The following is a 24,590-nucleotide window of genomic DNA, read 5'->3' as shown; positions in this document are numbered from 1 at the left end:
CCAAAAATACTGTAAAATTAATTTTACTAATGCTATTTTCTAGAGCGAATATATGACGTTAGAATTCTTCTTACAAACCTTTCCGATGAACTGTAAAAAAACTCGTCGAATATGCCCGTTTAATATGCTCTTGCGTCGTTTCCTTCGTAGAAATTGATGAAAGCACGGTTTACAACACGGTTACCACCCGGCGTAGGATAGTCGCCCGTAAAGTACCAGTCTCCTAAGTTCTTAGGGCATGCCTTATGAAGATTGTCTACGCTCTGGAAGATTATCTTAACCTCAGCATTGATGCCTTCGCTGCTTAACATCTGAGCAATCTTATCTGATATTTCCTGATCAGTAAACGGAGCATAGAAATCGACCACGTGATTGATCACTTCGCTGTCAGGCAGGTTCTCCTGTGCTTTACATTTTGCATATACCTCATCTACTATGTTAGCTAACCCTCTTTCTTTAAGCAGCTCATGTGCCGCCTGGAATGCAATAAGCCCTTCAAGCTTAGCCATATCTATACCGTAACAGTCAGGATACCTAATTTGTGGTGCAGATGAAACTACCACGATACGTTTAGGATTAAGCCTGTCCATCATCTTAAGGATGCTCTTTTTAAGGGTAGTACCCCTTACGATAGAGTCATCTATAATAACAAGGTTATCTTCTGGCTTAATAACACCATAAGTAACATCATATACGTGCGCTACTAAGTCGTCACGGCTGCTGTCCTCAGTAATAAATGTACGAAGCTTGGCGTCTTTAATAGCAATCTTCTCTGTACGTATCTTAACTTTAAGAAGCTCCTCAAGGGTTTCTTCATTAAGCGTATTCCTGTGTTCCAGGATATGTTTGTTCTTACGCTGGTTCAGGAAATCCTGAGCTGCCTCTACAAGGCCAAAGAACGAGGTTTCTGCTGTGTTTGGAATATAAGAGAAGACAGCGTTATCTGTATCATTTTCTATAGCTTCAAGCACTTGTGGAAGCACCAAACGACCAAGTTCTTTACGTTCTTCATAAATTTCGGCATCACTACCTCTTGAGAAGTATATTCTTTCAAAAGAACATGCTTTTTTAGGCAATGCAGGAATAATTTCTTCTATCGAAACCTTTCCGCTTTTCTTAACGATAAACGCATGGCCCGGGTCAAGCTCTTTAACGTCTTCAAAAGCAACATTAAACACAGTCTGGATAACCGGCCTTTCTGACGCCACAACAGCAATCTCATCATCCTGATAATAATAAGCCGGACGGATACCAGCGGGATCACGGAAAACAAAACTGTCGCCGTGGCCTATAAGGCCTGCCATTGCATAACCGCCATCCCATTGTTTAGAAGCACGTTTAAGTATTTTAGCAATATTTAATCGTTCAGATATTATAGAAGAAGCTTCCTGTTTTGTAAAACCTTCAGCTTTGCAATCCTGGTAAAGGTCGGCTACCTCACCATCAAGAAAATGACCAATCTTTTCCATCACGGTAACGGTATCGGCAAGTTCTTTTGGGTGCTGGCCAAGTTCTACAAGGCTGTCAAAAAGCTGCTTAACATTAGTCATGTTAAAGTTACCGGCAACAATAAGGTTGCGGTGCATCCAGTTGTTCTGGCGAAGGAACGGGTGAACGCTTTCTATGCTGTTTTTACCGAAGGTACCGTAACGCACGTGCCCTAAATACACCTCACCTATGTAAGGCAGGTTTTCTTTTTGGGCGGCAACGCTGTCGTTATATTCAGGATGTTCTGTAAGCTCTTCATTTATCCTTTCGTTGATTTGTTTGAACACATCCTGTATAGGCTGCTGCTGGTTAGAGCGCACCCTGCTGATGTAGCGCTGGCCCGGTTTAACATCCAGCTTAATGCTTGCAAAACCAGCACCATCCTGTCCGCGGTTGTGCTGCTTTTCCATAAGCAGGTACATTTTTTGTATACCATAAAAAGCAGTGCCATACTTCTCTTTATAGTATTCTAATGGCTTTAATAATCTTAACAGCGCAATACCGCATTCATGTTTTAAAGCGTCACTCATAGTCTTTGTTGTGTGTATGTGTTGTTGTTGTATTCCTATTAAAAAAAGCCCGCAATTGGGCTTAGTTATTCGTTAGTTTTCAAGCGCAATGTCAAACTGCGTTAACGCCTTAAACTGCTGTAATCGTTCCAGCACCTCCTCTTTCTGGAGGTTTATCATTCGTTCAGGGCCAAACTTCTCTACACAGAAAGAAGCCATGTTAGAACCATATATGATTGCATTCTTTAAATTGTCAAATGAAACATTCTCGCTCTGGGTAATATAGCCTGCAAAACCACCTGCAAAAGTATCGCCTGCCCCTGTTGGGTCAAACACCTCTTCAAGCGGAAGCGCCGGAGCAAAGAATACCTGCTTTTCATGAAACAGCAAAGCACCGTGCTCACCTTTTTTAATGACTACATATTTAGGACCCATCTGCTGAATTTTTGCAGCTGCCTTAACCAGCGAATATTCGCATGTAAGCTGGCGTGCCTCTTCGTCGTTAACCGTAATTACATCTACGCGTTTAATCACCTCCAATAGATCTGTAAGAGCAGAATCAATCCAGAAGTTCATCGTGTCCAGCACCACAAGCTTAGGCTTTTCGGTAAGCTGGTCAAGAACGCTTATCTGAACCATTGGGTGCAGGTTGCCCAGCATAATTACATTGGCATCCTTAAAGTTTTCAGGCACTTTAGGCTGAAAATCGGCAAGGGTGTTTAATTCTGTAACAAGCGTGTCGCGTGAGTTAAGGTCGTTGTGGTAGCGCCCACTCCAAAAAAAGGTTTTTCCGCCTTTAACCACTTCAAGGGCCGAAATATCAATATTCCTTTCGGTAAAAAGGTCTATATATTCCTGAGGAAAGTCCTCGCCCACTACTGAAACTATGGCAGACTGAACTTTAAAAAAAGATGCCGAAAAGCCTATATACATACCGGCTCCACCAAGTATCTTTCCGGTTTTGCCAAAAGGCGATTCTATAGCATCAAAAGCCACCGAGCCCACAATCAGTAATTTGTTCATAAAAGCAATGAATTTTAAAGGCGCAAAGATACTTCATAACTTTGTTAGATACAAAAAATTGACAATCAAATTCATCAATGCTACCATATACAAAATCAATAGTTTACGAAGGCTGTGTTACTAAATCGATATTTCTTTATTTTAACCCGCAAACAGCTAATACCTTCATATAATAGTATTGAATATATTTGTAGTACAATTATTTCGAAAAATATGGATACCGAAAAATATTTTAAGCGACTAGCTCTTATAAGTTTGCCTTTATCTTTATTGTAACGCTTATTTCTGGAAATGTTTTTAATAATTGCCTGCAATATCAGAATACAGATAAGCATTGGAAATTTGCATGTTCGCTTATAGGCTTTAGCATTTTTACAGTTTTTTTCCTCGTAGTACTTACTGTTGCAGGGGTGCATTTTTTAAGATTAAGAAAAACATCATGCAATTAATGCTACAAAAGACCTTAAAAGCACTTATCCTATTAATCACTTTCGCGGAAATGTAGAAATTGAAGGCAATACCGTAATTATTGACATAAGCTGGAGCTAACTTAAACCAAACCAATGAATTTTCTTCCGCCTAAAAAAATCACTTTTATTACTAAATATAAACCTGTTCAGGCAGCAAACATCCTCAAGGATCAAACAGGTAAGCCACCGCGTTTTATTTTTGGCAATCCGGGAACTTTATTTCTTGGTTATGTAGAAAATTATAATTTTAAAGTACGGAGAAATGCCTACAGAAGCTTTATACATACAATTAAATACCCTGCTTTAGTAATAACCGGAAATATTAGTTTAGAACCAAAAGAAACGCAGATTCATTTGACTTTTAAATATGGTAAAATGTTAAGCATATTTATCTGCATAATGCCCGTAATAACTATTATGCTTATAGGAATTAACACAGCAGGAATTAATAGCGCAGATGGAATTATACCGGCTTTAATTTTCTTTTCGCTACTATTATATGGATTTTCTGCCTTGAAATTCTATACAGAATATAGCAAAATTAAGAAAGAGCTCATTGAACTTTTTAAAGCAAAAATATTGGAAAACATCCCAGCGGTAAACGCTAATCAAAAAATAATAAAATAATCCTGCCATGAAACTAATACCCCAACAAAAGCTTATGCTTATAACAAACTATACTTTTGAAGAGGTGTTGGAACTACTCAATACTAACTCAGCTTCGAACAGCTATCTTACAGGATTCGGCGGAAAAGCCAGACCTTTTAAAGGAGTTATAAACGGCAATAATTTTAAACTTATTAAAAATAAAATCTTTCGGAATCCATTTAATCCATGCATAAAAGGAAAAGTTATCCCATTCCTTAACGACACACACATATTGGTAACATTCCGCCTTCAATATCACCATGCATTTCTTATGGTCATAATTTTGACAGTAACAGGATTTTTATCACTTTATTTTTTGGCTTTTGCCAACACATTTGAAATTACTCTATTATTATTTCCTGCAATATTTACAGTTGTAGCATTAACAATCTCGACCGGCTTTAAGAATGAATGCAATGAGGCTGCCAATATTTTGAAACTTTTACTTAACGCACAAACATTACCGCAATGAAACTAATACCCTACCAAAAGCTTACCCTAACCACAAAACTTACAAAAAGAGAAGTTTTTGAAAGGCTTCGTGACAACACCGGAAAACCGGGACTTTCTGCCTGGGGCAGCGGCTCACTCTTTATAGGCCACGGAAACATGAATGGCTTTGAAATAAGAAGAAATATAAGTTACAGGAATTCTTTTATTCCTTACATAAATGGCAAATTTTTACCGGAACAAAGCAGGACTGCAATAGAAACGATCTTTAAGCCGCACGGACTCGTTATTGGTTTTATGATATTTTGGCTGGGTGGAGTGAGCCTTGGCTGCATTGCCATACTTTATGCCACAATATCATCGGGAGAAGGATTTTCAGGGTTTACCCTCATCCCTTTCGGGATGCTTATTTTTGGCCTGGCACTAAGTATAGGCGGCTTTTATTTTGAGTACGAAAAATCTAAAAAAGCAATCATAGACCTGCTTGAAGCAAGGGTGGAAGAATAACTACTTATCGTCTCCCTCAAAAGGGTTGTAGCCCAGGTGGAATGTAAGGAAATCATCAGGATCAGCGTCCTGCTCCTCAGAAAACGCCTTGCTGAACACCACCACGCTTTCTACCTTGTTAGAGTACAGCCCGTCTTCTGACTGCCTGCTGATAGCTACACCTAATTTAATCGAGGTAAAGCCACCGTCTTCTGCATCTAGGGCTTCATCCAGTTCCCTGGTTTGCTTAAGCACATCTATATAGCTGCCAGTAATTAGTGCGTCTCCACAAAAGGCGTCAAACTTTGGCGACAAAAGCTCCACATAGCGCACCGATTCTCCTTCTTCGCTAAACTGAATCAGCATATTAGTCTCTTCCACGTATAACATAGGATAAACAGCATCTATATCCTCCGATTCACTTTCTTCAAAGTCAAATTCAAGTTTTGCCTTTACTTCTTCGTAAGAATCGGTAAAATTGATAGTATCAACAGATATGTATGGTATGATTTTCATAAAAGTAGCATTTAGATTTAGTGATTAGGCGTGCCTGCCTTCGTTTTCATAGTAAGCATCCACATTCAGCTTTGGCTGTGTTGATGCCATGACTGCAAGCTGGTCGCAGCGCTCATTTTGCGGGTGGTTATTGTGACCTTTTATCCATTTAAAGTCAACCTTATGCTGACGGTAGATCACAAGGAAACGTTTCCAAAGGTCGGGATTCTTTTTGTCTTTATACCCTTTTTTCTCCCAGCCAAAGACCCATCCTTTTGCAACAGAATCTACCACATATTTAGAATCGCTTATTACAAGTACACTTGTACCCCGTGTTTTTAGCTTTTCAAGGCCTACGATAACAGCAAGCAGTTCCATACGGTTATTGGTCGTAAGGCGAAAGCCCTCATAAAATTCTTTTTTATAGGGCTGCCCAACAAGTTCCATGACCACGCCATAGCCGCCCGGCCCCGGGTTGCCTTTTGCTGCGCCATCTGTATATATGTGTACGGTGTGGGACATGTAGTATTTGTTTGGTTACTTGTGGATGCAGCTATTTTTTAGAAACCGACTTATCTCCAATCCTGATTGTTTTTATAACCTGATCAAAAATAACCATGTTATCTTCCTTGCCAGCCTCTTCAACCAGTGATAAGGTGTAATAATATTTGTCTTTTGTAAAGCACAGCATACAACTTTTTATCATTGTTGGGCCATCAGGACCATTAAGCATATAACTGGTAGTTTCCATAATCGCTTTTCTGCCATCTACCACCATTTCTTTACCTTCAGAAACCACTTTAAAATCATTAAGCACCTTTTTAAACTGCGCATGGCTGTTAGCAACCATCTGTTTGAACTGCGCAAATGTTTTGGTAGGATTTGGCCCCGTAGTGAGGTTAAGCGTAGGTATTATTCCCCTGTATGTTTTTGAGTCATATTTATAAAAGGCAGTCACATTAGCTGTGCTGCTTTGATTTTTGAGTTCCTCAGCCTGTTTTTCTGTCCACCCAAATTTTTCAATATTCTCTCTAAAAGCCCTGTCTTCGGCAGTAAGCCAGCCATCAGGCCTTTCAAACGTAAATCCGTGGCCTTTCAATTCAAAACGTTCCTGCGCAAACGCACTTAAAGTAAAAAGGGACAGGAGCAATATATAGTTTTTCATCTTTATTATCTTGTTAATCGGAATAATCTCCCATTTCGACCATATACCAGCACCCATCAGTAAGGGCAAATTTGAATTCATAATTTATCCCACATCCAATTCCCCTCCAGTGATAAAAAATACTGTCTCCCTCTGTTTCAATTACAACTTTGTAAGGACTGTCTTTTAACTTATACCCATCCTTATCTTTCCTAAAATCATAATACCTGTAATCTTTAGAAGCAAGATAATGAGTAACAAACTCAGGATTTTCTCCACTATAATAGAGAATGCTTTTCAATGGAAATTTAGTATGCTTATTTTGAAAAACGCTGTCTGCAGCAAATTTCTTAAAGAAAACATCAAAATTCGTATCGCAATCTTTCACCACTTCTGAAGGCGTCATTATAGAATCTGCTTTATCCTCAGTAACATTAATTTTAACAGGATCAGCCTCTATCTTCCTACAGTTCACTAACAACAGTAAAAGTACAGCGAAAGCAAGCATCTTCAAATTCTCAAATTGCCCCATCTTCAAATCCTATTTATTCAATATCTCCTCAATTACCCTAGGGAAATGTTCATGCTCAAGGGCCAACACTTTTAAAGCAACCTCTTCGGGTGTTGTGCAATGTTCTATTACTACCGTGTGCTGGTAAATAATATTACCCTCGTCATAATTATCATTTACATAATGTATGGTGATACCGCTTTCTTTTTCTTTATTTTCTAAAACAGCGCGGTGCACATTAATACCATACATCCCTTTTCCTCCATATTTTGGAAGCAGCGCAGGGTGGATATTTATCACCTTACCAGGGTAGGCCGCGATGATATCTGACGGAAACTTGAGTAAAAACCCCGCAAGCACAATAAGATCGGGGGCAAATTCGTTTACTATTTGAAGTACTTTTCCTTCATTTAGCTCCTCTCGGGTAAAAACCTGCACCGGAATATCAAACTTTTCTGCACGTTCTATCACACCTGCATTTTTGTTGTTTGTGAGCACCCCAACTACCGAATATGCCTCTTTCCCGTCGAAATACTGCATTATCTGCTCAGCGTTAGAGCCTCCACCTGAAGCAAAAAGTACGATTTTTTTCATATTTTGGAAAGAATTTTAGGGTGCGTAAAAAAGAATAATATCCTGCAAAATAACGGTGTTTTAAGGATATTCTAAAATTAATTTTCTAATTTAGTATCACATTTTTTAGCGAAGATGCGGTTTTAAAATAAAGTTTTTTATTTTTGCCATTCAATTTAAATTCTAAAATTAAAGATTATGTCAGACATTGCATCAAGAGTAAAAGCGATTATCGTAGACAAATTAGGTGTTGACGAAAACGAAGTTGTAACAGAAGCAAGCTTCACAAACGACCTGGGAGCAGATTCATTAGACACTGTTGAGCTTATCATGGAGTTTGAAAAAGAATTTGACATTCAGATTCCGGACGATCAGGCAGAAAACATCTCTACTGTAGGTCAGGCTATTTCTTACATCGAAGAGGCAAAAAAATAATAAATATTCAACATCCATGTAGTCATAAAAATTACATGGATGTTATTATTTATTGGATTACGCTAAGGCCAAAAAACACACCAAAAAAAATGAGATACCCTTAAAGACAGGGCGATTTCATAAAAAAACATCACAAATACCCATGTTTTCTTACATTACGATACAGAGCGCATGGGTATTGTTCTTTAAATTTGAAACTATAAAATTGACCTTATGAAATTAAGAAGAGTTGTAGTAACAGGACTGGGTGCACTTACACCAATAGGAAATACCGTAGAAGAATACTGGAACAACCTTATAAACGGTGTGAGCGGAGCAGCCCCTATTACTTATTTTGACACGACTAACTTCAAGACTAAATTTGCCTGTGAGGTAAAAAATTTCAACGTTGAAGATTTTATAGACCGTAAGGAAGCAAGGAAAATGGACAAATATGCCCAGTACGCCATGGTTGCTACGGATGAAGCAGTAAAAGATGCAAATTTCGACTTTGACACTTTAGATAAAGACAGAGCCGGTGTTATTTGGGGATCGGGTATCGGCGGCCTTGAAACTTTCCAGGAGGAGGTTATCAACTGGGCTAAAGGCTCCGGCACTCCTAAATTCAACCCGTTCTTTATCCCTAAGATGATTGCTGATATTGCGGGAGGCCATATCTCTATTAAATATGGTTTAAGAGGACCTAACTTTACAACGGTTTCTGCCTGTGCATCATCTACAAACGCTATGATAGATGCTTTTAACTACATACGCCTCGGCCATGCAGATGTTATGGTAACAGGAGGTAGTGAAGCTGCCGTAACCATTGCCGGAATGGGCGGGTTTAACGCTATGCATGCGCTTTCTACAAGAAACGACGACCCTAAAACAGCATCAAGGCCAATGGATAAAGACCGTGAAGGTTTTGTACTTGGCGAAGGTGCAGGCGCACTTATACTTGAAGAGTATGAGCACGCTGTGGCAAGGGGCGCAAAAATATATTGCGAGATTGGCGGCGGAGGTATGAGTGCCGATGCGCACCACATTACAGCTCCACACCCTGAAGGGCTTGGCGCACGCAATGTAATGATCAACTGCCTTAGGGATGCAGGATTAAAACCTGAAGATGTAGACGGTGTAAACATGCACGGTACTTCTACACCTCTTGGTGATATTGCAGAATCTAAAGCTATTATGGAGGTTTTTGGCGAGCATGCTTACACGCTTAACCTAAACTCTACAAAATCTATGACAGGCCACCTTCTTGGTGCCGCAGGAGCTATAGAAACTATCGCTTCTATCCTGTCTATCAAACATGGTATTGTTCCTCCTACCATCAACCACTTTACAGATGATGAGAACATAGACCCTAAACTGAACTTTACCTTTAACACAGCCCAAAAAAGGGATATGAAAGTGGTAATGAGCAACACGTTTGGGTTTGGCGGACACAATGCGTGTGTATTGGTTAAAAAACTAGAAGCTTAATATACCCATGGGTATCATTAAAAAAATATTTACAAAAAATACCCGTCTTTCTCCGGAAGACGGGATTTTTTTTGATGAAATAAAAAAAATACTCGGCTTTGAGCCGGTAGACCTTACCCATTACCGAAGAGCCTTTACCCATCGCTCTTCTAACAAGCTCGACGAAAACGGCCATCCCGTAAATTACGAGAGACTGGAATTTTTAGGCGATGCCATGCTGGGATCTGTAATTGCAGCCCACCTTTTTAACGAAGTACCCACCGGAGACGAAGGCTACCTTACCAAAATGCGCTCCAAGATCGTGAGCCGCGAGCACCTTAACGAGCTTGGCCGCGACCTTAACCTCATAAAATGGGTAGAAAGCAAAGTATCTGCACCGCATTTTGGCGAAAACATACACGGCAACCTTTTTGAAGCTTTAATAGGTGCTATCTACCTTGACCGTGGCTTTAACTGGTGCGAGAAATTCATCCAGAAAAAAGTTATCCTGCCTTACGTAGATATCGCAAAACTGGAAGGCAAGGTAATAAGCTACAAAAGCCTCGTGATTGAATGGTGCCAAAAGGAAAAAAGAACCTTTCAGTATGAGATCTACGAAGATAATGGCACTGAGGGTCAGAAGCATTTTGCCGTAAAACTCAAAATAGACGGCAAGATAATAGCACGTGCACGCGCCACTTCTAAGAAAAAAGCAGAAGAGAAGGCTTCTCAACGTGCATATTTTGCATTTCAGGAAAAAATTAACAAAAAATAGAGCAAGTTCACAGTAAACTATAACGTTTTCGTGAAGAAAATAGCACAAACTTAATAGGTTACGCTATTTTATCTTAACATTAAATTGTATATTTACGGGCTTTATTTTTAGTATCGCTATGGCTATTCACAAATTACTGATTGACGATTTTGTTACAGTCGATTATAAATTGATTGCCATTCACTCTTCCCTTGAAGACCATAGGCTTGCCTATTTTATAAACAGGGAATTAGCCATACTGCTTGAAAAGTGCCCAAACGATATATGGGTAACCATTAACGAGGGGGAAAGCTGTTTTTCAAGATTTATCTTTGAAGACCCCGGCAACGACAGTGCATGGAACCTGATACAAAACAGGAACAGGATAACAACCATGCAGAGCACCACAACCACTTCTTTGTTTGAAGACACAGGCCTGTCCATCGAGACAAGCGTTTTTCTGATGCCCGAACTTAAGACTGTGGACTATGTGCTGAAAATAGAAAACACCCCTACTCTTTTTGAGCAGGATAAAGTAGTGGAAAAACTACTTTCTATTAAACAAATTGCCACAGCCTATAGCGTTGATCACAAGAAACTGAAATCAAAGAACAATTTAATTTTTTAAAAGAATGCCGACAAAGAAAAAAACTAAAATTGTAGCCACATTAGGACCTGCATGCAGCACAAGGGAAGTGCTTAAAGACATGATCGATGCAGGTGTAAACGTATTTAGGATTAACTTCTCTCATGCTGACTATACTGACGTTAAAGAACGTATAGACATGATCAGGAGCCTTAATGATGAGTTTGGCTACAACACTTCTATATTAGCCGACTTACAAGGCCCTAAACTGCGTGTTGGGGTAATGAAAGAAGACGTAGTCGTAAACAGGGGTGATGTAATCACTTTCCAGACTGCTGAAGATGTACCGGGTACTGCAGAAAGAGTTTACATGAACTACAAAGAATTCCCTAACGATGTTAACCCGGGCGAGAAAATTCTTCTTGACGACGGTAAGCTTATGTTTGAGGTTCTTGAAACAAACCGTCGTGACGAGGTTAAGACTATCGTTATACAGGGCGGACCGCTTAAATCTAAAAAAGGTGTAAACCTTCCTAATACTAAAGTATCACTTCCTGCACTTACAGAAAAAGATATCAGGGATGCTATTTTTGCATGTAAAGAAAAGGTAGACTGGATCGCTCTTTCTTTTGTGCGTACACCTCAGGATCTTCAGGAGCTTCAGGATCTTATCAGCGAGCATTCGGCACACAAAATTCCTATCATCGCTAAGATCGAAAAACCGGAAGGTGTTGAGAACATAGACAAGATCGTTGCTTTTTGTGACGGACTTATGGTAGCGCGTGGCGACCTGGGCGTGGAAATCCCTGCACAGGAAGTACCGCTTATCCAGAAAAAACTTATCAACCGTGCTAAAACTGCACGTATACCTGTAATCGTTGCTACACAAATGATGGAAACGATGATTACAAGCCTTACGCCTACACGTGCTGAAGTAAACGACGTTGCCAACTCTGTAATGGATGGTGCTGATGCCGTAATGCTTTCAGGAGAAACGTCTGTAGGTAACTATCCGGTTCAGGTTATCGAGAAAATGACACAGATCATTGAAGCTGTAGAAGACTCTCCGCTTATCACTGTACCGCAAAACACACCACAGGTGCGCACTAAGCGTTTCATTACAAAAACTATTTGTCACCACGCTGCCCAAATGGCAAACGTGATCAAGGCAAAAGGTATCTGTACGCTTACAAACAGTGGGTATACTGCGTTCCAGATCTCTGCATGGAGGCCAAGCGCGCACATCCTTGTGTTTACATCAAACAGAACGATACTTACACAGCTTAACCTTCTTTGGGGCGTTAATGCATTTTTCTACGACAAATTCTCCAGTACAGATGAAACCGTAGAAGACGTTAACCAGATCGCTAAAGAAAAAGGATTTGTTGAAAAAGGCGATTTCCTTATCAACCTTGCTGCAATGCCTGTAGTAGATAAAGGTATGGTTAACACGTTAAGGGTATCTGAAATAGAATAACAGCTTTCTTTCCAAAAAAGAAGATCAAAGCCGTCCTGAAAAGGATGGCTTTTTTGTTTATGCACGAATATAAAGGAGATTCTTCGACTGCGATGTGATGCACTCATAATGGCACACGTGTAGCCATAAACTTTGCCGCTTTATGACTTTCAGTTCAAAATAGACTCAGCTGCTCCCCTTTTGTACCATCAAAGTGATGAATTGCCAGCGGCTCCATCCTCATTTTATCCTTAAAGAACTTCTGCCTCGCGACTTTAAAGGTAGTGTGTATCATGTCAGCAATATTGCCTTCGCCGGTTCTGCGTTTAAAAACCTGCTTTTCACCCAGCTTGCCGCCATGCAGCGAGGCTATCTGGTGCAGCACTTTTTCTTTACGGTCAGGGAAATGCTCTTCGAGCCAATCTATGAAAACAGGTTCAACTGTATCGTTAAGGCGCACGAGGGTGTATCCAAAATCCTGCGCTCCAATTTCGGCAATGGTCCTGGCTATCGACAGAATTTCAGGAGTATTCAGTCCTGGTATCATCGGAGCAATCATCACATGCGTCGGGATTCCCTCTTTAGAGAGTGTTTCCAGCGCTTTTAGCTTAGTATTGACCGAAGAGGTGCGCGGCTCGAGTTTACGCCTTAAATCCTCGTTAATCGTAGGGATGCTCAATGAGACGGTAACGAGATTTTTTTCGGCTAATTTGGTAAGGATATCCATGTCTCGGGTAACCAGTGCATTTTTAGTAAGCACATGCACCGGATGCCTGTAATCAAGGCAGGTTTGCAGCAAGCCACGGGTAATTTCCAGTCTGCGTTCGATGGGCTGGTAGCAATCTGTATTGCCCGACATAAGAATTGGCTCCGGTTTATAACCGCGCTTCTGAAAGAATTTTTCAAGCAGCTGCGGGGCATTCTTCTTCGCCATGATAATGCGCTCAAAATCTATGCCTGCACTGTAACCCCAGTATTCGTGGGTGGGGCGAGCAAAGCAATAAGCACAGCCATGTTCGCATCCCTGATACGGATTCATAGAATAGGCCATAGAAAGATCAGGGCTTTTTACAGCATTTACAATGGTCTTCGGAAACACTTCCAACACTTTTGTTTTGGCAATATCTTCCTCATAATCATCCTGATAAATAGATGTTTCGTAGCGATTCTTAATAAAGTGATTGTGAATATTTGTAACAGCACCCTGCCCTTTAATCGTATTCTTTTCCATTTTCTTCCTGCTTTTTACCTATGGCAAATTAGGAAAACAGCATCGTTTTGTGTGTTAAACCAGGTCTTAGTTTATCAACAAAAATATATTACCCAGCGTTTGCAGGGCTTTACGGAAAATTCGATTTCCTGGCAGTAAGTAAAGCCTTTCACTGCCCAAATCTTTATGACCTAAAAAAGAAAAAGACCATGCATCGCTGCACAGTCAATTCCACCAATCTTACTTTTATATCTTATCGCATAAGGCTAAAGTGCCCTTTGTATTCTTTACCGTTGTTTCGGTTTATGACAAACCAATAGTCAGATGCAGGTAGTGTAGCACCGTTGTAAGTACCATCCCAGCCGGAGCTGCTGCCTTTAAAGTTTGCCAGCACCTGCCCGTACCTATCAAAAACCGTAACCGAAACGTTGTGGTCTTTCCAGGCATTCTCTACCTGCCACTTATCATGATATCCGTCGCCGTTTGGCGTAAAGTATTTAGGGTACATAAGTATAAGCGCATCACCTTCGGCAGTACCGCAACTGTTTCTAACTGTAATGTTGTACTCTCCCGGCTCAAGGTTTTCAAACAGCGGGCTTTCCTGCCATGTAGTTCCATCTATAGAATATTCATAATCTCCGGCAGATGCCATAACTATTTCTATAGTATTATTCCTGTCTGTCCAGTCTGTAACCTCAATCTTTTTGATCACTGGTTTTTCAGATTCTTTTACAGTAATAACTTTTGTAGTATTGCAAAACATTCCGTTATTATCGCGGGTTACCCTAAGCGTATACTCGCCTGCTTTATTAGCGCTGATACGGTAGTCGCCAGATATTACTTTATTATTGTAAAGCCATACATAGCCATCATATCCTTTTGGGGCCTCTATAACTACAAAACTGTTTTCACAAAAGCTATAGGTGTCTTCCATAATAACTTCCGGCGAAGGCGTAGCAGTAATTGTAAATGATGTGATTGCAAAACAATCTCCGGTAGCGCTCTTTACCTTAGCATAAATAGTTTGCGGGCTAGAGGTATTTGTATAATTTACAGAAAGCGCGTTTGTTCCCGCATTAGCATCCTGAGACGATGTGTAGTAAGTTACAGTAAATAAATCTGCCGGCTGGGTACCTAATATAGCGCTGTTTTGTTCTGCAAAGTTAAATGCTGCTGTAGCCTGAGGTGTACCGCATGTAATCATGTCCTCTGGCTTATTTGCTACAGGAGCAGATACAACAGTAACCTGTTTAGTATAAAAACGAACTGCTTTATTGCTTTTAGCCTTTGCCTTAACAATATATGTTCCTGTAGCAGCATAGGTATGAATGGTATTCATCTCATCGGATTGGTTCCCATCACCAAAATCCCAGGTAATAGATTCAGAAGGTGCCGTGCCTGTTGCCGTAAAGGCAACCTGGCTTTCGCCGCAATCTACAACCGCTTTAATACTCAAAAGATAAAAGGGCTCAATAAGAAAGTTAGGAAGCCCCACAAAAGTCTGCCCTTCGCCAAGATCAAGTCCGTCTGCTTCAAAATTACATCCTGTACCTTCGGTGTCCGGCCTATTGATGACCGACATCTTTGTAGAAAGATATTTGCTTACCACATATATTTTAGAATCCGGCGCCAGCTTAATAGAGCTCGCCACATCGAGTTTTGCAATCTCAGTTTCGGTTGATGCTACATTATCAGCATCAGCTTTGTATTGGTATAGCGCATTGTCGCTGGTTACGTACAGCAGCTTACTGTTAGCAGAGAATTCTGCGCCGTAGCATCTAGCAGGCGATTTTACCGTAACAGCATTGCTCACAATACCTGTTGCATTATCAAAGTCAAAAAGTTCAACTGCAAGCAGCCCGTTTGCCGAAGCCAGACGTTTTCCATCGGGAGAAACTGCCATCCATCCTGCATAGTGGCCGGATAGTGCATCGCCCTCTATAACAAGGCCTGTATTGCTTATAACCGGACTTGTATTAACGCCCGAGGCTGTAATAAGATAACTGTAAAAAGCATTGCTCCCCCAGTGGTGTGTAGTAACCCAAATATCTTTACCGTTAGCATGGTAAACTGCCGCTACTTTTTCTGACACCGGAGTAACAAGCTGTGCGTTAAAAGCAATAACATCGCCCTTACCATTGTCTGCCGCCATATCAACCTCAGAATAGGTTAGCCCATTTGCACCGCCTTCTTTGTCGGCAGCAAAAATATAGTATCGTGTAGATGATCCCGGTTTAGGAACAATAACCGTTCCCTGTGTACTGGACTGATCGCCCTTTAAGCCGGTGCCGTGTGGCATTTTTTGATTGTTTTTATTCCAAACGTCTATGCCGTTTGTGTAGAATAAAAGCTGGCCGTCTTCATCAGATATTGATGCACTGCCTTCCATGGTAGTCATGGCACTGTTAGTAATTGCTGTAGCCCTTCCGGTGCTAAAATTTAATCCTGCCTTTCGGCCAAAGTTCCAATTGTTGTCCTGCTGACCATAAGTAGTAGCTGCAAAAAAGCAGATTACGCCCAGCAAAAAATTTGCGTGTTTCATTATTTTAGTTTGATGCAGCTGATGTAAAAGTGCACTAACTCTTAGCGCTCTAACTCTTTACACCTCCATGTAGCTGCAGGATGCCATTTAAATAATGCGGTTAATAATGTAAAGCATACACCCCTTACAGTGCAGGCCCAAAGAACGTTTTACAAAACCAACTTACCGGTTATCTTCCGCATTTGCCCTTTGCTAAAACCTTTATTAACTTCTGCCCGTTTTAACCTGAGTTATAAAGGCTGCTAAATCAATTAAAAATCTTAATTCAGAGATTTCATTTTTTTCGATATATAATAATCTGATAATTATCTGGAGACCAATCCGATGCAAAATTATCTATTATTTGAATATCATAGAAACCATTTACGGAATAATTAACGTCTTGGTTTGAAGTTTTTTACACTTTGACGAATTTTAATGCATTTCATCGATTAAAAACAACTAATTTCAGTCAAATTTACGAAAACGTTATAGTAAAATATTACGGTCATTATTTAAAAAATAAATAATTGTAAGATTACATTTACATGTGTAGGTAAACGGGTAAAAAAGTGAGGCGAAAACGACACAATGATCTAGTGTTGTATGGGTAAAAATGAATTAAAAACAAAAAGGCCCGGCATAGTTTCTATGCCGGGCCTTAAAATTTTAGCACACAAAAAACACTAAAATTCAGTTACTTTTAATCAATTTAATCACTCAAAAAAAAATTAATTTTTTTTTATAGATGCATGAAAATAGTTTTGGTTGCGCGCGAAAGTCACAAAATTTCGGTTTAAAAAAAGACCTATTGTTACTTCAAAATCAAAATTTTGCAAGATTTGAAACTTAAAAAACGTCAAATTAGAGCTTGTCATATTTTTTTTCGCTTAAAACCAGCCTGTCAGAACCCTGTTTTTGAAGTAGCAGATAACTGATAATCAGGTTTTCCTTTCACTTTCCTGATCTCTATACTGATTTCAGTAAGGTTTTGCATTTTCCAGTTCATCACGGTAGTGTCATAAACAGGCTTAGTTTTGTCTGCCTTAGCTTTTTCAAGCGCTTTATCACTTACAAAGCAAAAAATATAGTCATCTCCCTTTTTATATTTTTCGAAAGCGTTTTCACTGTTACTATCGCTTTCAAGGGTAAATGAGCTGCCATTGCCTTCAATATAGGTTATATCACCACTTTTGTGGAGCTCCTCCATCTCATTTACAGATGCATTGCGTGCGGTTTTAGCGTCAAGGAGGTAAAAACCCTCACTGTATTTGTTATTGATATTCAGTACAGACTGCTGACAGCCAACGGCCATTAAAAGCAAACACAACAGTGCAGGTTTAAAAAAGTTTTTCATTTATTACAAGTGGTTGATAATTGGTTAAAAAGTGAATTACTGCATTGTTTCAATTTCAAAAGACGGTTTGCCTTTAAGATGGGTGATCCTGATTATTATATAGCTGAAATCTATATTTTCATCGGTAGGAATTGTAACATATTCTGGTTCTGTTCCATTTTCTTTGGCCTTTCTAAGCGCGCTGTCGCTTACAAAGCAAAACACATACCTGTTACCTGCCTTGTACTTTTCAAACGCTGTGCTGCCGCTATCTTTGTCGTCATACGTGTATTCGGTAGTGCTTTGAGAGATACGTCGTATTTCGCCTGCCTTATCAAGCTTTTCTATTTTTTCGGCGGTAATGTTGCGTATTGTTCTGGCATCTATAAGATAAAAGCCTTCTCCCGTACCGTTAGCTATGGTAAGCTGCGTTTGCTGGCAGCCCGTAAGCGTAAGCAGCAGGCAGAAAAGTACTGCCCTGATACAATTTTTCATGAAGTTATGATTGATGGTTCAGGCAAAAATAACAAAAACGCCCAATACAGCTGTCTGTACAAAGCGTTTTGAATAGAAAGAAACTCCACACAATTATATAACACTTTAAAAGTAGTTTACCCTACCTGTAAAGCAAAACTCCCCGATACAGGCCATGTATCGGGGAGCAAACATAAAACAAACAATTAATCTAAAATAATCTGGAAAAGTTTTCCAAACTATGCTTTAACGCCATCCGCCCCCAAGGGCTTTGTATAAGTTGATCACTGCAACATACTGGCGGTATTTGTTATCTATAAGGTTCAGCTGCGTGTTAAGGGCATTATCTTTTGCAGTAAGCACCTCAAGATAGTTTACAAGGCCATACTGTAAAAGCTCATCAGAATAATCTGCTGCCTTAGTAAGCGCATCTGCCTGTTTTTCCCTTATCGTTAATTTTTTAGTTTCGTTGTTATAGTTGGCAAGTGCATCGCTAACCTCTTTGCTGGCGGTCATAAGAGCCTGCTCAAACTTAACAAGCGCCTGCTCATTCTGTGCTTTTGCCACTTCATAACGCGTTCTTATCTGCCTGCCGTTAAACAATGGCTGTGTAAGCCCTGTAACGATATTGGCAAACAATGAGTTGGTATTAATCCAATCGCTAAGCTCAATACTCTGCAAACCACCCGTAGCCGTTATTCTAAGTGACGGATAAAAATTGCTTCTTGCAACATTAGTAAGTTCAAAGGCATTTATAAAACCGTATTCAGCGGCAACAACGTCCGGACGGTTTCTAAGCAATTGTGCCGAAACCCCAAGCTGTAACTGCGGGTTAAGGTTTTGCGCTTCAAAAGTACTGCGCTCCAGTTTTTTGGCCGGTTCGCCAAGCAGCAGGCTTAGTGAGTTCTCTACTAAAACAATGTTATTCTTAGTATCTTCTATAATAAGCTCTGTAGCATACTTTTGCGCCTCTGTCTGCTTAACCCCTACTTCGTTCACATTACCCGCATCTTTAAGCGAAATAATAGCCTCAACACTCTCGTTACGGTTTATAAGTGTCTGCTCTGCAACTTTAAGCTGTGCATCAAGAGAAAGCAGCTGATAGTAATATGACGCGATGTTTGTGATAACCTGCGTTTTTACCAATTGGTTTGCGGCAAGCGTTTGCATATACGATGCGCTTACTGCACGTTTGTTACTGCGTATCTTTCCCCAAATATCTGCTTCCCATGCAAAATTGCCTAAAAGCTGGTATTGGTCAAGATTAGTAGAACCGCCTGTCTGGCTTACAATTCGTCCTATCTGGCTGTTTTTACTCTGCTCAATGTGTGTCCAGTCGGCACCAAGGCTAAGAGTAGGAAAGTATCCTGCCTTACCCTGCTTAAGGTTGGCTTCGGCAGCCACAACATTCTGGATTGCATTCCTGATGTCGTAGTTATTTTGAAGCCCCTTTTTAATATACCCCTGCAAAACAGGATCTGTAAACATTTTTTCCCACGATATATCGGCCATAGAGACCGTATCCTGAGATGCTACTTCTGTCCTGTACAGGTTTTCGGCCTTTATATCGGGCCTTTTGTATTCTTTTGCCGCAAAGCATGACTGGAGTAGTACTCCAGCCACGGCTATTACCGCTATTCTATAGGTTATCTTTGCGATTTTCATGTGTTGTCCCGGTTTTAAGCTTCTTTAATTTCGTGATTTCCCTCCACTTCCGGTGCGCCGGTTATGCGCTCCTGAAGACCCTGGAAGATTACAAACAGGATAGGTATTACGAATACACCAAATATGGTTCCTATTAACATACCTCCTACTGCACCCATACCAATAGATTTATTACCTACTGCACCTACACCGTTAGCCAGTGCCAGTGGCAAAAGACCAAGTATAAAGGCAAATGAGGTCATAAGGATAGGTCGTAAACGTGCTTTTGCACCATCTATCGCTGCATCTACAAGGCTTAGCCCGTGTTTTCGTCGCTGTATGGCAAACTCCACGATAAGAATGGCGTTCTTGGCGAGAAGCCCTATAAGCATGATAAGCGCTACCTGGAAATAAATATTGTTTTCCAGCCCGGCAAGCTTAACAAAGCCAATTGCACCTGCAATACCCACAGGCAGCGATAATAATACCGCTAACGGAAGAATATAACTCTCATACTGCGCACTCAAAAGGAAGTACACAAATATTAAGCTTAACAGGAATACACCTGCCGCCTGGTTACCGGCAATAATCTCCTCACGTGTCATACCTGAGAATTCGTAGGTATAGCTCTTAGGTAAATGCTGTGCCGCTGTTTCCTGAACTGCCTTAATAGCATCTCCCGAACTGAAGCCAGGTTTAGATTTACCATTTACGTTTACCGATTTAAGCATATTAAAACGGGCAACCGCCTCAGGACCATATATTTTCTTGAAATCTACAAACTGGCTTATGGCAACCATCTGTCTATTGGCATTACGCACATAGATCTTGTCTATAGATTTTTCGTCGGCACGCTGGTTAGCCTCTGCCTGAATCATTACACGGTACTGCTTACCAAATTTATTAAAGTCGGTAGTATAAAGACCCCCGTAGTAACCCTGCATCGTGTTAAAGATATCACTTACAGATACGCCTGCATCTTTAGCCCTTTCCACATTAATATCCATTTGGTATTGCGGGAAGCCCGGGTTAAAGTTGGTTATGGCATATTGTATTTCAGGGCGTTTCATAAGTTCACCAAGAAACTCATTACTTACCTTACTTACCGTAGCCCAGTCATCATCACCTGTATCTTCTATCTTAAGCTCAAAACCGTCGGCAGTACCAAAGCCCTGTACACTTGGCGGCGTAAAGAACAGCACTTTTGCATCTTTAAACCCTGCTGTACGGCCAAATAATTCACCTACAATTGCATCTACAGTCTGGTTAGGATCTTTACGTTCTTTCCAGTCTTTAAGCTTAATAATGGTAAAGGCATAAGAACCACCATTTACCCTGTTAAGCAAACTGAAACCTACAACGCTCATCCTTGCATCTACAAGAGGCATAGACTGTAGTATAGAGTCAAGCTGGTTAACTGCCTTTTGTGTTTTTTCAAGGGTTGTTCCCGGAGGCATCGTTAAGTCGGCCATGATGATACCACGGTCTTCATTAGGGATAAATCCTGATGGCGTAGTTACAAAAAGGTAATAGGTAATACCACAGAATAGTGCCAGTGCCCCAACAGTGATCCATTTTCTTTTTGCAAGGCGCTTAAGGGACCCTACATATTTATTGTTCATGGCATCAAAGCCTGTGTTGAATGCCGTAAAGAAACGCTCTTTAAGATTCTTTTTGTGGCCATCGCCGTGATCATCGTGCGGCTTAAGTAACAGTGCACAAAGCGCAGGGCTTAGTGTTAGTGCATTTACCGCAGAGATAAGGATAGATACCGCAAGGGTTATGGCAAACTGCTTGTAGAATACCCCCGACGGACCATTAAGAAAGGATACCGGGATAAATACCGCCGCCATTACCAGCGTAATAGATATAATGGCTCCCTGGATCTCGCTCATGGCAGATAGTGTTGCCACCTTAGCCGATTTTTCGCCTTCGTCAAGCTTGGCGTGCACCGCCTCTACGACGACAATGGCATCATCGACCACGATACCAATCGCAAGGATCATTGCAAACAGCGTAAGCATGTTTATAGAGAACCCAAAGATAGACAGGAAGAAGAACGTACCAATAATTGCAACCGGTACGGCAATTGCCGGAATTAACGTTGACCTGAAATCCTGAAGGAATAAGAAAACCACGATAAATACCAGTATAAATGCCTCTATAAGTGTAGATATTACCTTATGGATAGATGCATCAAGGAATATTTTAGTATCAAAAGGAACTACATAGTCAAGCCCTTCAGGGAAGTTGGCTTTACTCTCTGTTAGGATTGTGTTAACCTGGTCAATAATGTCGTTTGCATTAGATCCCGATGTCTGGAATACCCCGATGGCCACACCATCTTTACCCATTGCAAAGTTTTTCTGGCCGTAGTTAAACGCACCCAGCTCAATTTTTGCAACATCCCTAAGGTGTACAAAGTTGCCGCCGCCGGTAGACTTGATCACGATGTTCTCATAATCCTGCTCCTTGCTTAAACGGCCTTTATATTTAATTACATATTCATATACGCCTTCTGCATTCTCACCAAATTTACCCGGTGCAGCCTCAACATTCTGCTCCTGTAGTGCAGCCTGAATATCGCTTGGCGCAAGGTTAAAAGATGCCATTTTCTCAGGGTCTATCCATATACGCATAGAGTAATCTTTTGCACCAAACACGTTTACCTGCCCTACACCCTTAACACGCTGTAACTTTGGTACAAGGTTAATTTTAGCGTAGTTCTGCACAAACGTTGCATCGTACTCAGGATTTTTAGAGAACAGCGCAAGGAACATAAGCGCACTCGTCTGGCTCTTAAGCGTGGTAACACCCGTTTGTATAACTGCCTGAGGCAGTTTACTCGTAGCACGAGACACCCTGTTTTGCACGTTTACCGCAGCAATATCGGGGTTAACACCAAGTTCAAAGAACACACTGATGTTTGCCGATCCGTCGTTTGCAGCACTCGATGTCATGTAGGTCATTCCCTCAACACCATTGATCTCTTCCTCAAGCGGAATAACAACACTGTTAAGTACCGTCTCGGCGTTAGCTCCTGTGTAGGTAGCCGTAACCTGAACGGTAGGCGGGGCGATTTCCGGGTACTGCTCCACAGGCAATGAAAGCAGACCCAGAACCCCTAATATGGTTATAAGTATCGAAATTACGGTACTCAGTACCGGCCTTTCTATAAAAGTCTTTAGCATTTGTGTTATTTTTTAGTAACGGTTGTAGATGTTTTTTCGGCCGTAGCTGTTGTGTCCTGAGCTGCAGCAGCAGGCGCTTCTTCTTTTACTTGTTGCGGCACTATCGCCATACCGTCTTTAAGTTTAGAAGTACCTTCAACCACGATAACTTCTCCGGCTTCAACACCGCTTTCTATAATAAAGTTAAGGCCTGATGTAGTTTTAACCTGTACGATCTTAGATTTTACAGTGTTATCTTTACCTACAACGTAGATCATTTGTTTACCCTGCATATCAAACACTGCATTTTGAGGCACCTCAATTGCATCTTTAATATTGATAGGAAGTAGCACAGTACCTTTACCGCCGCTTCTTAATATCGCTTCAGGGTTTTTAAATTCTGCCCTTAACTGGCTTGTACCTGTGGCAGCATTAGCAAGTCCCGCAACAGTTGCGATCCTTCCTTTTACTTCATAAGTGCTTCCGTCAACAAGGCGAAGGCTAACCTCTGGTGTGTTTTTGATTTTTTCGGCAAGTGTAGCACCTTTAAATTCCCTGCTGAAGTTTATCATCTGCTTTTCGTTCATGGCAAAATAAGCACGCATTACTTTAGTGTCAGACACTGTTGTAAGTGGCATTTCGCTTGTAGCCGATGCCAGTGTACCTTCTTTATAAGGAAGGCTGCCTATAACACCATCTACCGGAGAGGTAATGGTACCATAGTTAATATTTGCGGCAACACTGCTGTACGACGCTTTTGCCTGGGCAAGTTTTGCCTTAGCCGTTTCCAGCTGAACGTTAGAGATAATCTTGCGGTCTACAAGCGGCTTAAGCCTGTCTACCTCTACCTGTGCAGCGGTAACATTAGCTTTTGCAGCTGCCGCATCCTGGTTAAGTGTTTGCGTTTCCAGCTTAAACAGCAGCTGGCCTTTGCGTACTACCTGGCCTTCATCTACGTATATCTTCTGGATAAAACCGCTTACTTTAGGGCGGATCTCTACATTTTGCTGGCCTTCAAGGTTAGCGGTATATTCTTCATAAACCGTTGCATCTTGTTTTGCTACTGTCTGTACAGGAAAAGGCATTGGCCCGGGAGCAGGAGCCTGCTCTTCTTTCTTACCGCATGACGCTACTAATAATAGGGCAGCTATGGCACCTATAAAAGATCTGTTCTTCATTTTTGTGGACTTGATTTAGTGTTCGTTTTATCGAGAGATGTTTATATTGGGTTATTCTTTTCTATTTCTTTAAAGTCGCTTATACTCTTAAGCACTACCTTTTCCATTTCAAGAAGGTGCTGCTCGTACACCCGTACCATTTCTATATCTGATTTTGACTTAGGGCATGATGATTTATCCCTGAAGGCAGTCATTTTTACAATAAGTTCTTTTTCAAGCTCAATCATTTTAAGGTAGTTCCCAAAACGGTCGCTAAAAGGTGTAGGCTTATAATATTTTTTTCGGTCGCCCGGTAGGGTAAAGTAGCTTATCTTACCCATTTTAAGGAGCAGGTTAAGATTTGTAGACACAGAGCTTTTGCTGGCTCCCATGCGCTCTACAAGTTCGTCAAACGTAGTGGGCTTGCCCTGCGAATCAACAATGAGATTGGCAAATATGCGGGCGCCTAACGGCGGAAGGTGATGTATCGTCTCAAAAAACACACCAAACAGCTCCACCAATTCTTCACGGTCTTTTTCTAAATCTGACATCTAATTTATAAAATTTAACGCAAAGATATAACTTAGTTCGGTTACAACAGAAC

Annotated in this window: 23 protein-coding genes; 8 read left to right on the top strand and 15 right to left on the bottom strand. The window is 40.8% G+C overall.

Annotated elements, in window-relative coordinates; genetic code table 11:
* Positions 1-119 precede the first annotated feature (119 nt).
* Complete coding sequence (locus R1T16_RS14475; protein ID WP_317501835.1) at positions 120-2,018, bottom strand: amidophosphoribosyltransferase; 1,899 nt, start codon at positions 2,016-2,018, stop codon at positions 120-122.
* A gap of 72 nt (positions 2,019-2,090) precedes the next feature.
* Positions 2,091-3,020: a PfkB family carbohydrate kinase gene (locus R1T16_RS14470; protein WP_317501834.1), complete on the bottom strand. Its 930-nt coding sequence runs from the start codon at positions 3,018-3,020 to the stop codon at positions 2,091-2,093.
* A 563-nt stretch (positions 3,021-3,583) separates the two neighbouring features.
* Here R1T16_RS14470 and R1T16_RS14465 point away from each other — a divergent pair.
* Genes R1T16_RS14465 through R1T16_RS14455 form a run of 3 tightly spaced genes read left to right on the top strand, consistent with a single transcriptional unit; the run spans position 3,584 to position 5,095 of the window.
* Complete coding sequence (locus R1T16_RS14465) at positions 3,584-4,117, top strand: hypothetical protein (protein ID WP_317501833.1); 534 nt, start codon at positions 3,584-3,586, stop codon at positions 4,115-4,117.
* 7 nt (positions 4,118-4,124) lie between these two features.
* Positions 4,125-4,610: a hypothetical protein gene (locus R1T16_RS14460; RefSeq protein WP_317501832.1), complete on the top strand. Its 486-nt coding sequence runs from the start codon at positions 4,125-4,127 to the stop codon at positions 4,608-4,610.
* Positions 4,607-5,095, top strand: a complete 489-nt coding sequence (locus tag R1T16_RS14455) for a hypothetical protein (RefSeq protein WP_317501831.1) — start codon at positions 4,607-4,609, stop codon at positions 5,093-5,095. Before R1T16_RS14460 ends, R1T16_RS14455 begins: the two co-directional genes overlap by 4 nt.
* Here R1T16_RS14455 and R1T16_RS14450 read toward each other — a convergent pair whose 3' ends face one another.
* Genes R1T16_RS14450 through R1T16_RS14430 form a run of 5 tightly spaced genes read right to left on the bottom strand, consistent with a single transcriptional unit; the run spans position 5,096 to position 7,818 of the window.
* Positions 5,096-5,590: a hypothetical protein gene (locus R1T16_RS14450; protein ID WP_317501830.1), complete on the bottom strand. Its 495-nt coding sequence runs from the start codon at positions 5,588-5,590 to the stop codon at positions 5,096-5,098.
* A 24-nt stretch (positions 5,591-5,614) separates the two neighbouring features.
* Positions 5,615-6,091: a ribonuclease HI gene (rnhA, locus tag R1T16_RS14445; RefSeq protein WP_317501829.1), complete on the bottom strand. Its 477-nt coding sequence runs from the start codon at positions 6,089-6,091 to the stop codon at positions 5,615-5,617.
* A 31-nt stretch (positions 6,092-6,122) separates the two neighbouring features.
* Complete coding sequence (locus R1T16_RS14440) at positions 6,123-6,734, bottom strand: hypothetical protein (RefSeq protein WP_317501828.1); 612 nt, start codon at positions 6,732-6,734, stop codon at positions 6,123-6,125.
* Between the two features lie 13 nt (positions 6,735-6,747).
* On the bottom strand, positions 6,748-7,245 hold the full coding sequence (locus tag R1T16_RS14435) for a DUF4348 domain-containing protein (protein WP_317501827.1): 498 nt from the start codon (positions 7,243-7,245) through the stop codon (positions 6,748-6,750).
* Between the two features lie 9 nt (positions 7,246-7,254).
* Positions 7,255-7,818 (bottom strand): phosphoribosylglycinamide formyltransferase, encoded by a 564-nt coding sequence (locus R1T16_RS14430; RefSeq protein WP_317501826.1) that lies wholly within the window; start codon positions 7,816-7,818, stop codon positions 7,255-7,257.
* A gap of 177 nt (positions 7,819-7,995) precedes the next feature.
* Here R1T16_RS14430 and R1T16_RS14425 point away from each other — a divergent pair, with 177 nt between their 5' ends.
* From R1T16_RS14425 to pyk, 5 genes are all read left to right on the top strand, one after another.
* A complete protein-coding gene (locus tag R1T16_RS14425) occupies positions 7,996-8,232 on the top strand; it encodes an acyl carrier protein (RefSeq protein WP_019037482.1) in 237 nt (78 codons plus the stop codon).
* Between the two features lie 213 nt (positions 8,233-8,445).
* On the top strand, positions 8,446-9,699 hold the full coding sequence (fabF, locus tag R1T16_RS14420; protein ID WP_317501825.1) for a beta-ketoacyl-ACP synthase II: 1,254 nt from the start codon (positions 8,446-8,448) through the stop codon (positions 9,697-9,699).
* Between the two features lie 7 nt (positions 9,700-9,706).
* Positions 9,707-10,453, top strand: a complete 747-nt coding sequence (gene rnc, locus R1T16_RS14415) for a ribonuclease III (RefSeq protein ID WP_317501824.1) — start codon at positions 9,707-9,709, stop codon at positions 10,451-10,453.
* A 118-nt stretch (positions 10,454-10,571) separates the two neighbouring features.
* Entirely contained in the window at positions 10,572-11,060 is a 489-nt protein-coding gene (locus R1T16_RS14410) for an IPExxxVDY family protein (RefSeq protein WP_317501823.1), read from the top strand.
* A gap of 4 nt (positions 11,061-11,064) precedes the next feature.
* Positions 11,065-12,495 carry a pyruvate kinase gene (gene pyk / locus R1T16_RS14405; RefSeq protein WP_317501822.1) on the top strand — a complete coding sequence of 477 codons (1,431 nt, stop codon included), beginning with the start codon at positions 11,065-11,067 and terminating at the stop codon, positions 12,493-12,495.
* 154 nt (positions 12,496-12,649) lie between these two features.
* Here the strand turns inward: pyk and R1T16_RS14400 are convergent, their stop codons facing one another.
* The 8 genes from R1T16_RS14400 to R1T16_RS14365 all read right to left on the bottom strand — a co-directional run bounded on the left by R1T16_RS14400 (position 12,650) and on the right by R1T16_RS14365 (position 24,537).
* A complete protein-coding gene (locus R1T16_RS14400) occupies positions 12,650-13,705 on the bottom strand; it encodes a PA0069 family radical SAM protein (protein WP_317501821.1) in 1,056 nt (351 codons plus the stop codon).
* Positions 13,706-13,937: 232 nt separating this feature from the next.
* Positions 13,938-16,226 (bottom strand): T9SS type B sorting domain-containing protein, encoded by a 2,289-nt coding sequence (locus tag R1T16_RS14395; protein ID WP_317501820.1) that lies wholly within the window; start codon positions 16,224-16,226, stop codon positions 13,938-13,940.
* 883 nt (positions 16,227-17,109) lie between these two features.
* Positions 17,110-17,562: a hypothetical protein gene (locus R1T16_RS14390; protein ID WP_317501819.1), complete on the bottom strand. Its 453-nt coding sequence runs from the start codon at positions 17,560-17,562 to the stop codon at positions 17,110-17,112.
* A gap of 36 nt (positions 17,563-17,598) precedes the next feature.
* Positions 17,599-18,036 (bottom strand): hypothetical protein, encoded by a 438-nt coding sequence (locus R1T16_RS14385; protein ID WP_317501818.1) that lies wholly within the window; start codon positions 18,034-18,036, stop codon positions 17,599-17,601.
* A gap of 225 nt (positions 18,037-18,261) precedes the next feature.
* Positions 18,262-19,680: an efflux transporter outer membrane subunit gene (locus R1T16_RS14380; RefSeq protein ID WP_317501817.1), complete on the bottom strand. Its 1,419-nt coding sequence runs from the start codon at positions 19,678-19,680 to the stop codon at positions 18,262-18,264.
* Positions 19,681-19,694: 14 nt separating this feature from the next.
* Positions 19,695-22,850, bottom strand: a complete 3,156-nt coding sequence (locus R1T16_RS14375; protein WP_317501816.1) for an efflux RND transporter permease subunit — start codon at positions 22,848-22,850, stop codon at positions 19,695-19,697.
* 5 nt (positions 22,851-22,855) lie between these two features.
* Positions 22,856-24,007 (bottom strand): efflux RND transporter periplasmic adaptor subunit, encoded by a 1,152-nt coding sequence (locus tag R1T16_RS14370; protein WP_317501815.1) that lies wholly within the window; start codon positions 24,005-24,007, stop codon positions 22,856-22,858.
* A gap of 41 nt (positions 24,008-24,048) precedes the next feature.
* Positions 24,049-24,537 (bottom strand): hypothetical protein, encoded by a 489-nt coding sequence (locus R1T16_RS14365; RefSeq protein WP_317501814.1) that lies wholly within the window; start codon positions 24,535-24,537, stop codon positions 24,049-24,051.
* Positions 24,538-24,590 lie beyond the last annotated feature (53 nt).

The sequence above is a fragment of the Flavobacterium sp. DG1-102-2 genome (assembly GCF_033042555.1).
GTDB lineage: Bacteria > Bacteroidota > Bacteroidia > Flavobacteriales > Flavobacteriaceae > Flavobacterium.
The sequence above is the reverse complement of the archived record's forward strand: the minus strand, read 5'-3'. Positions and strand labels throughout refer to the sequence as shown.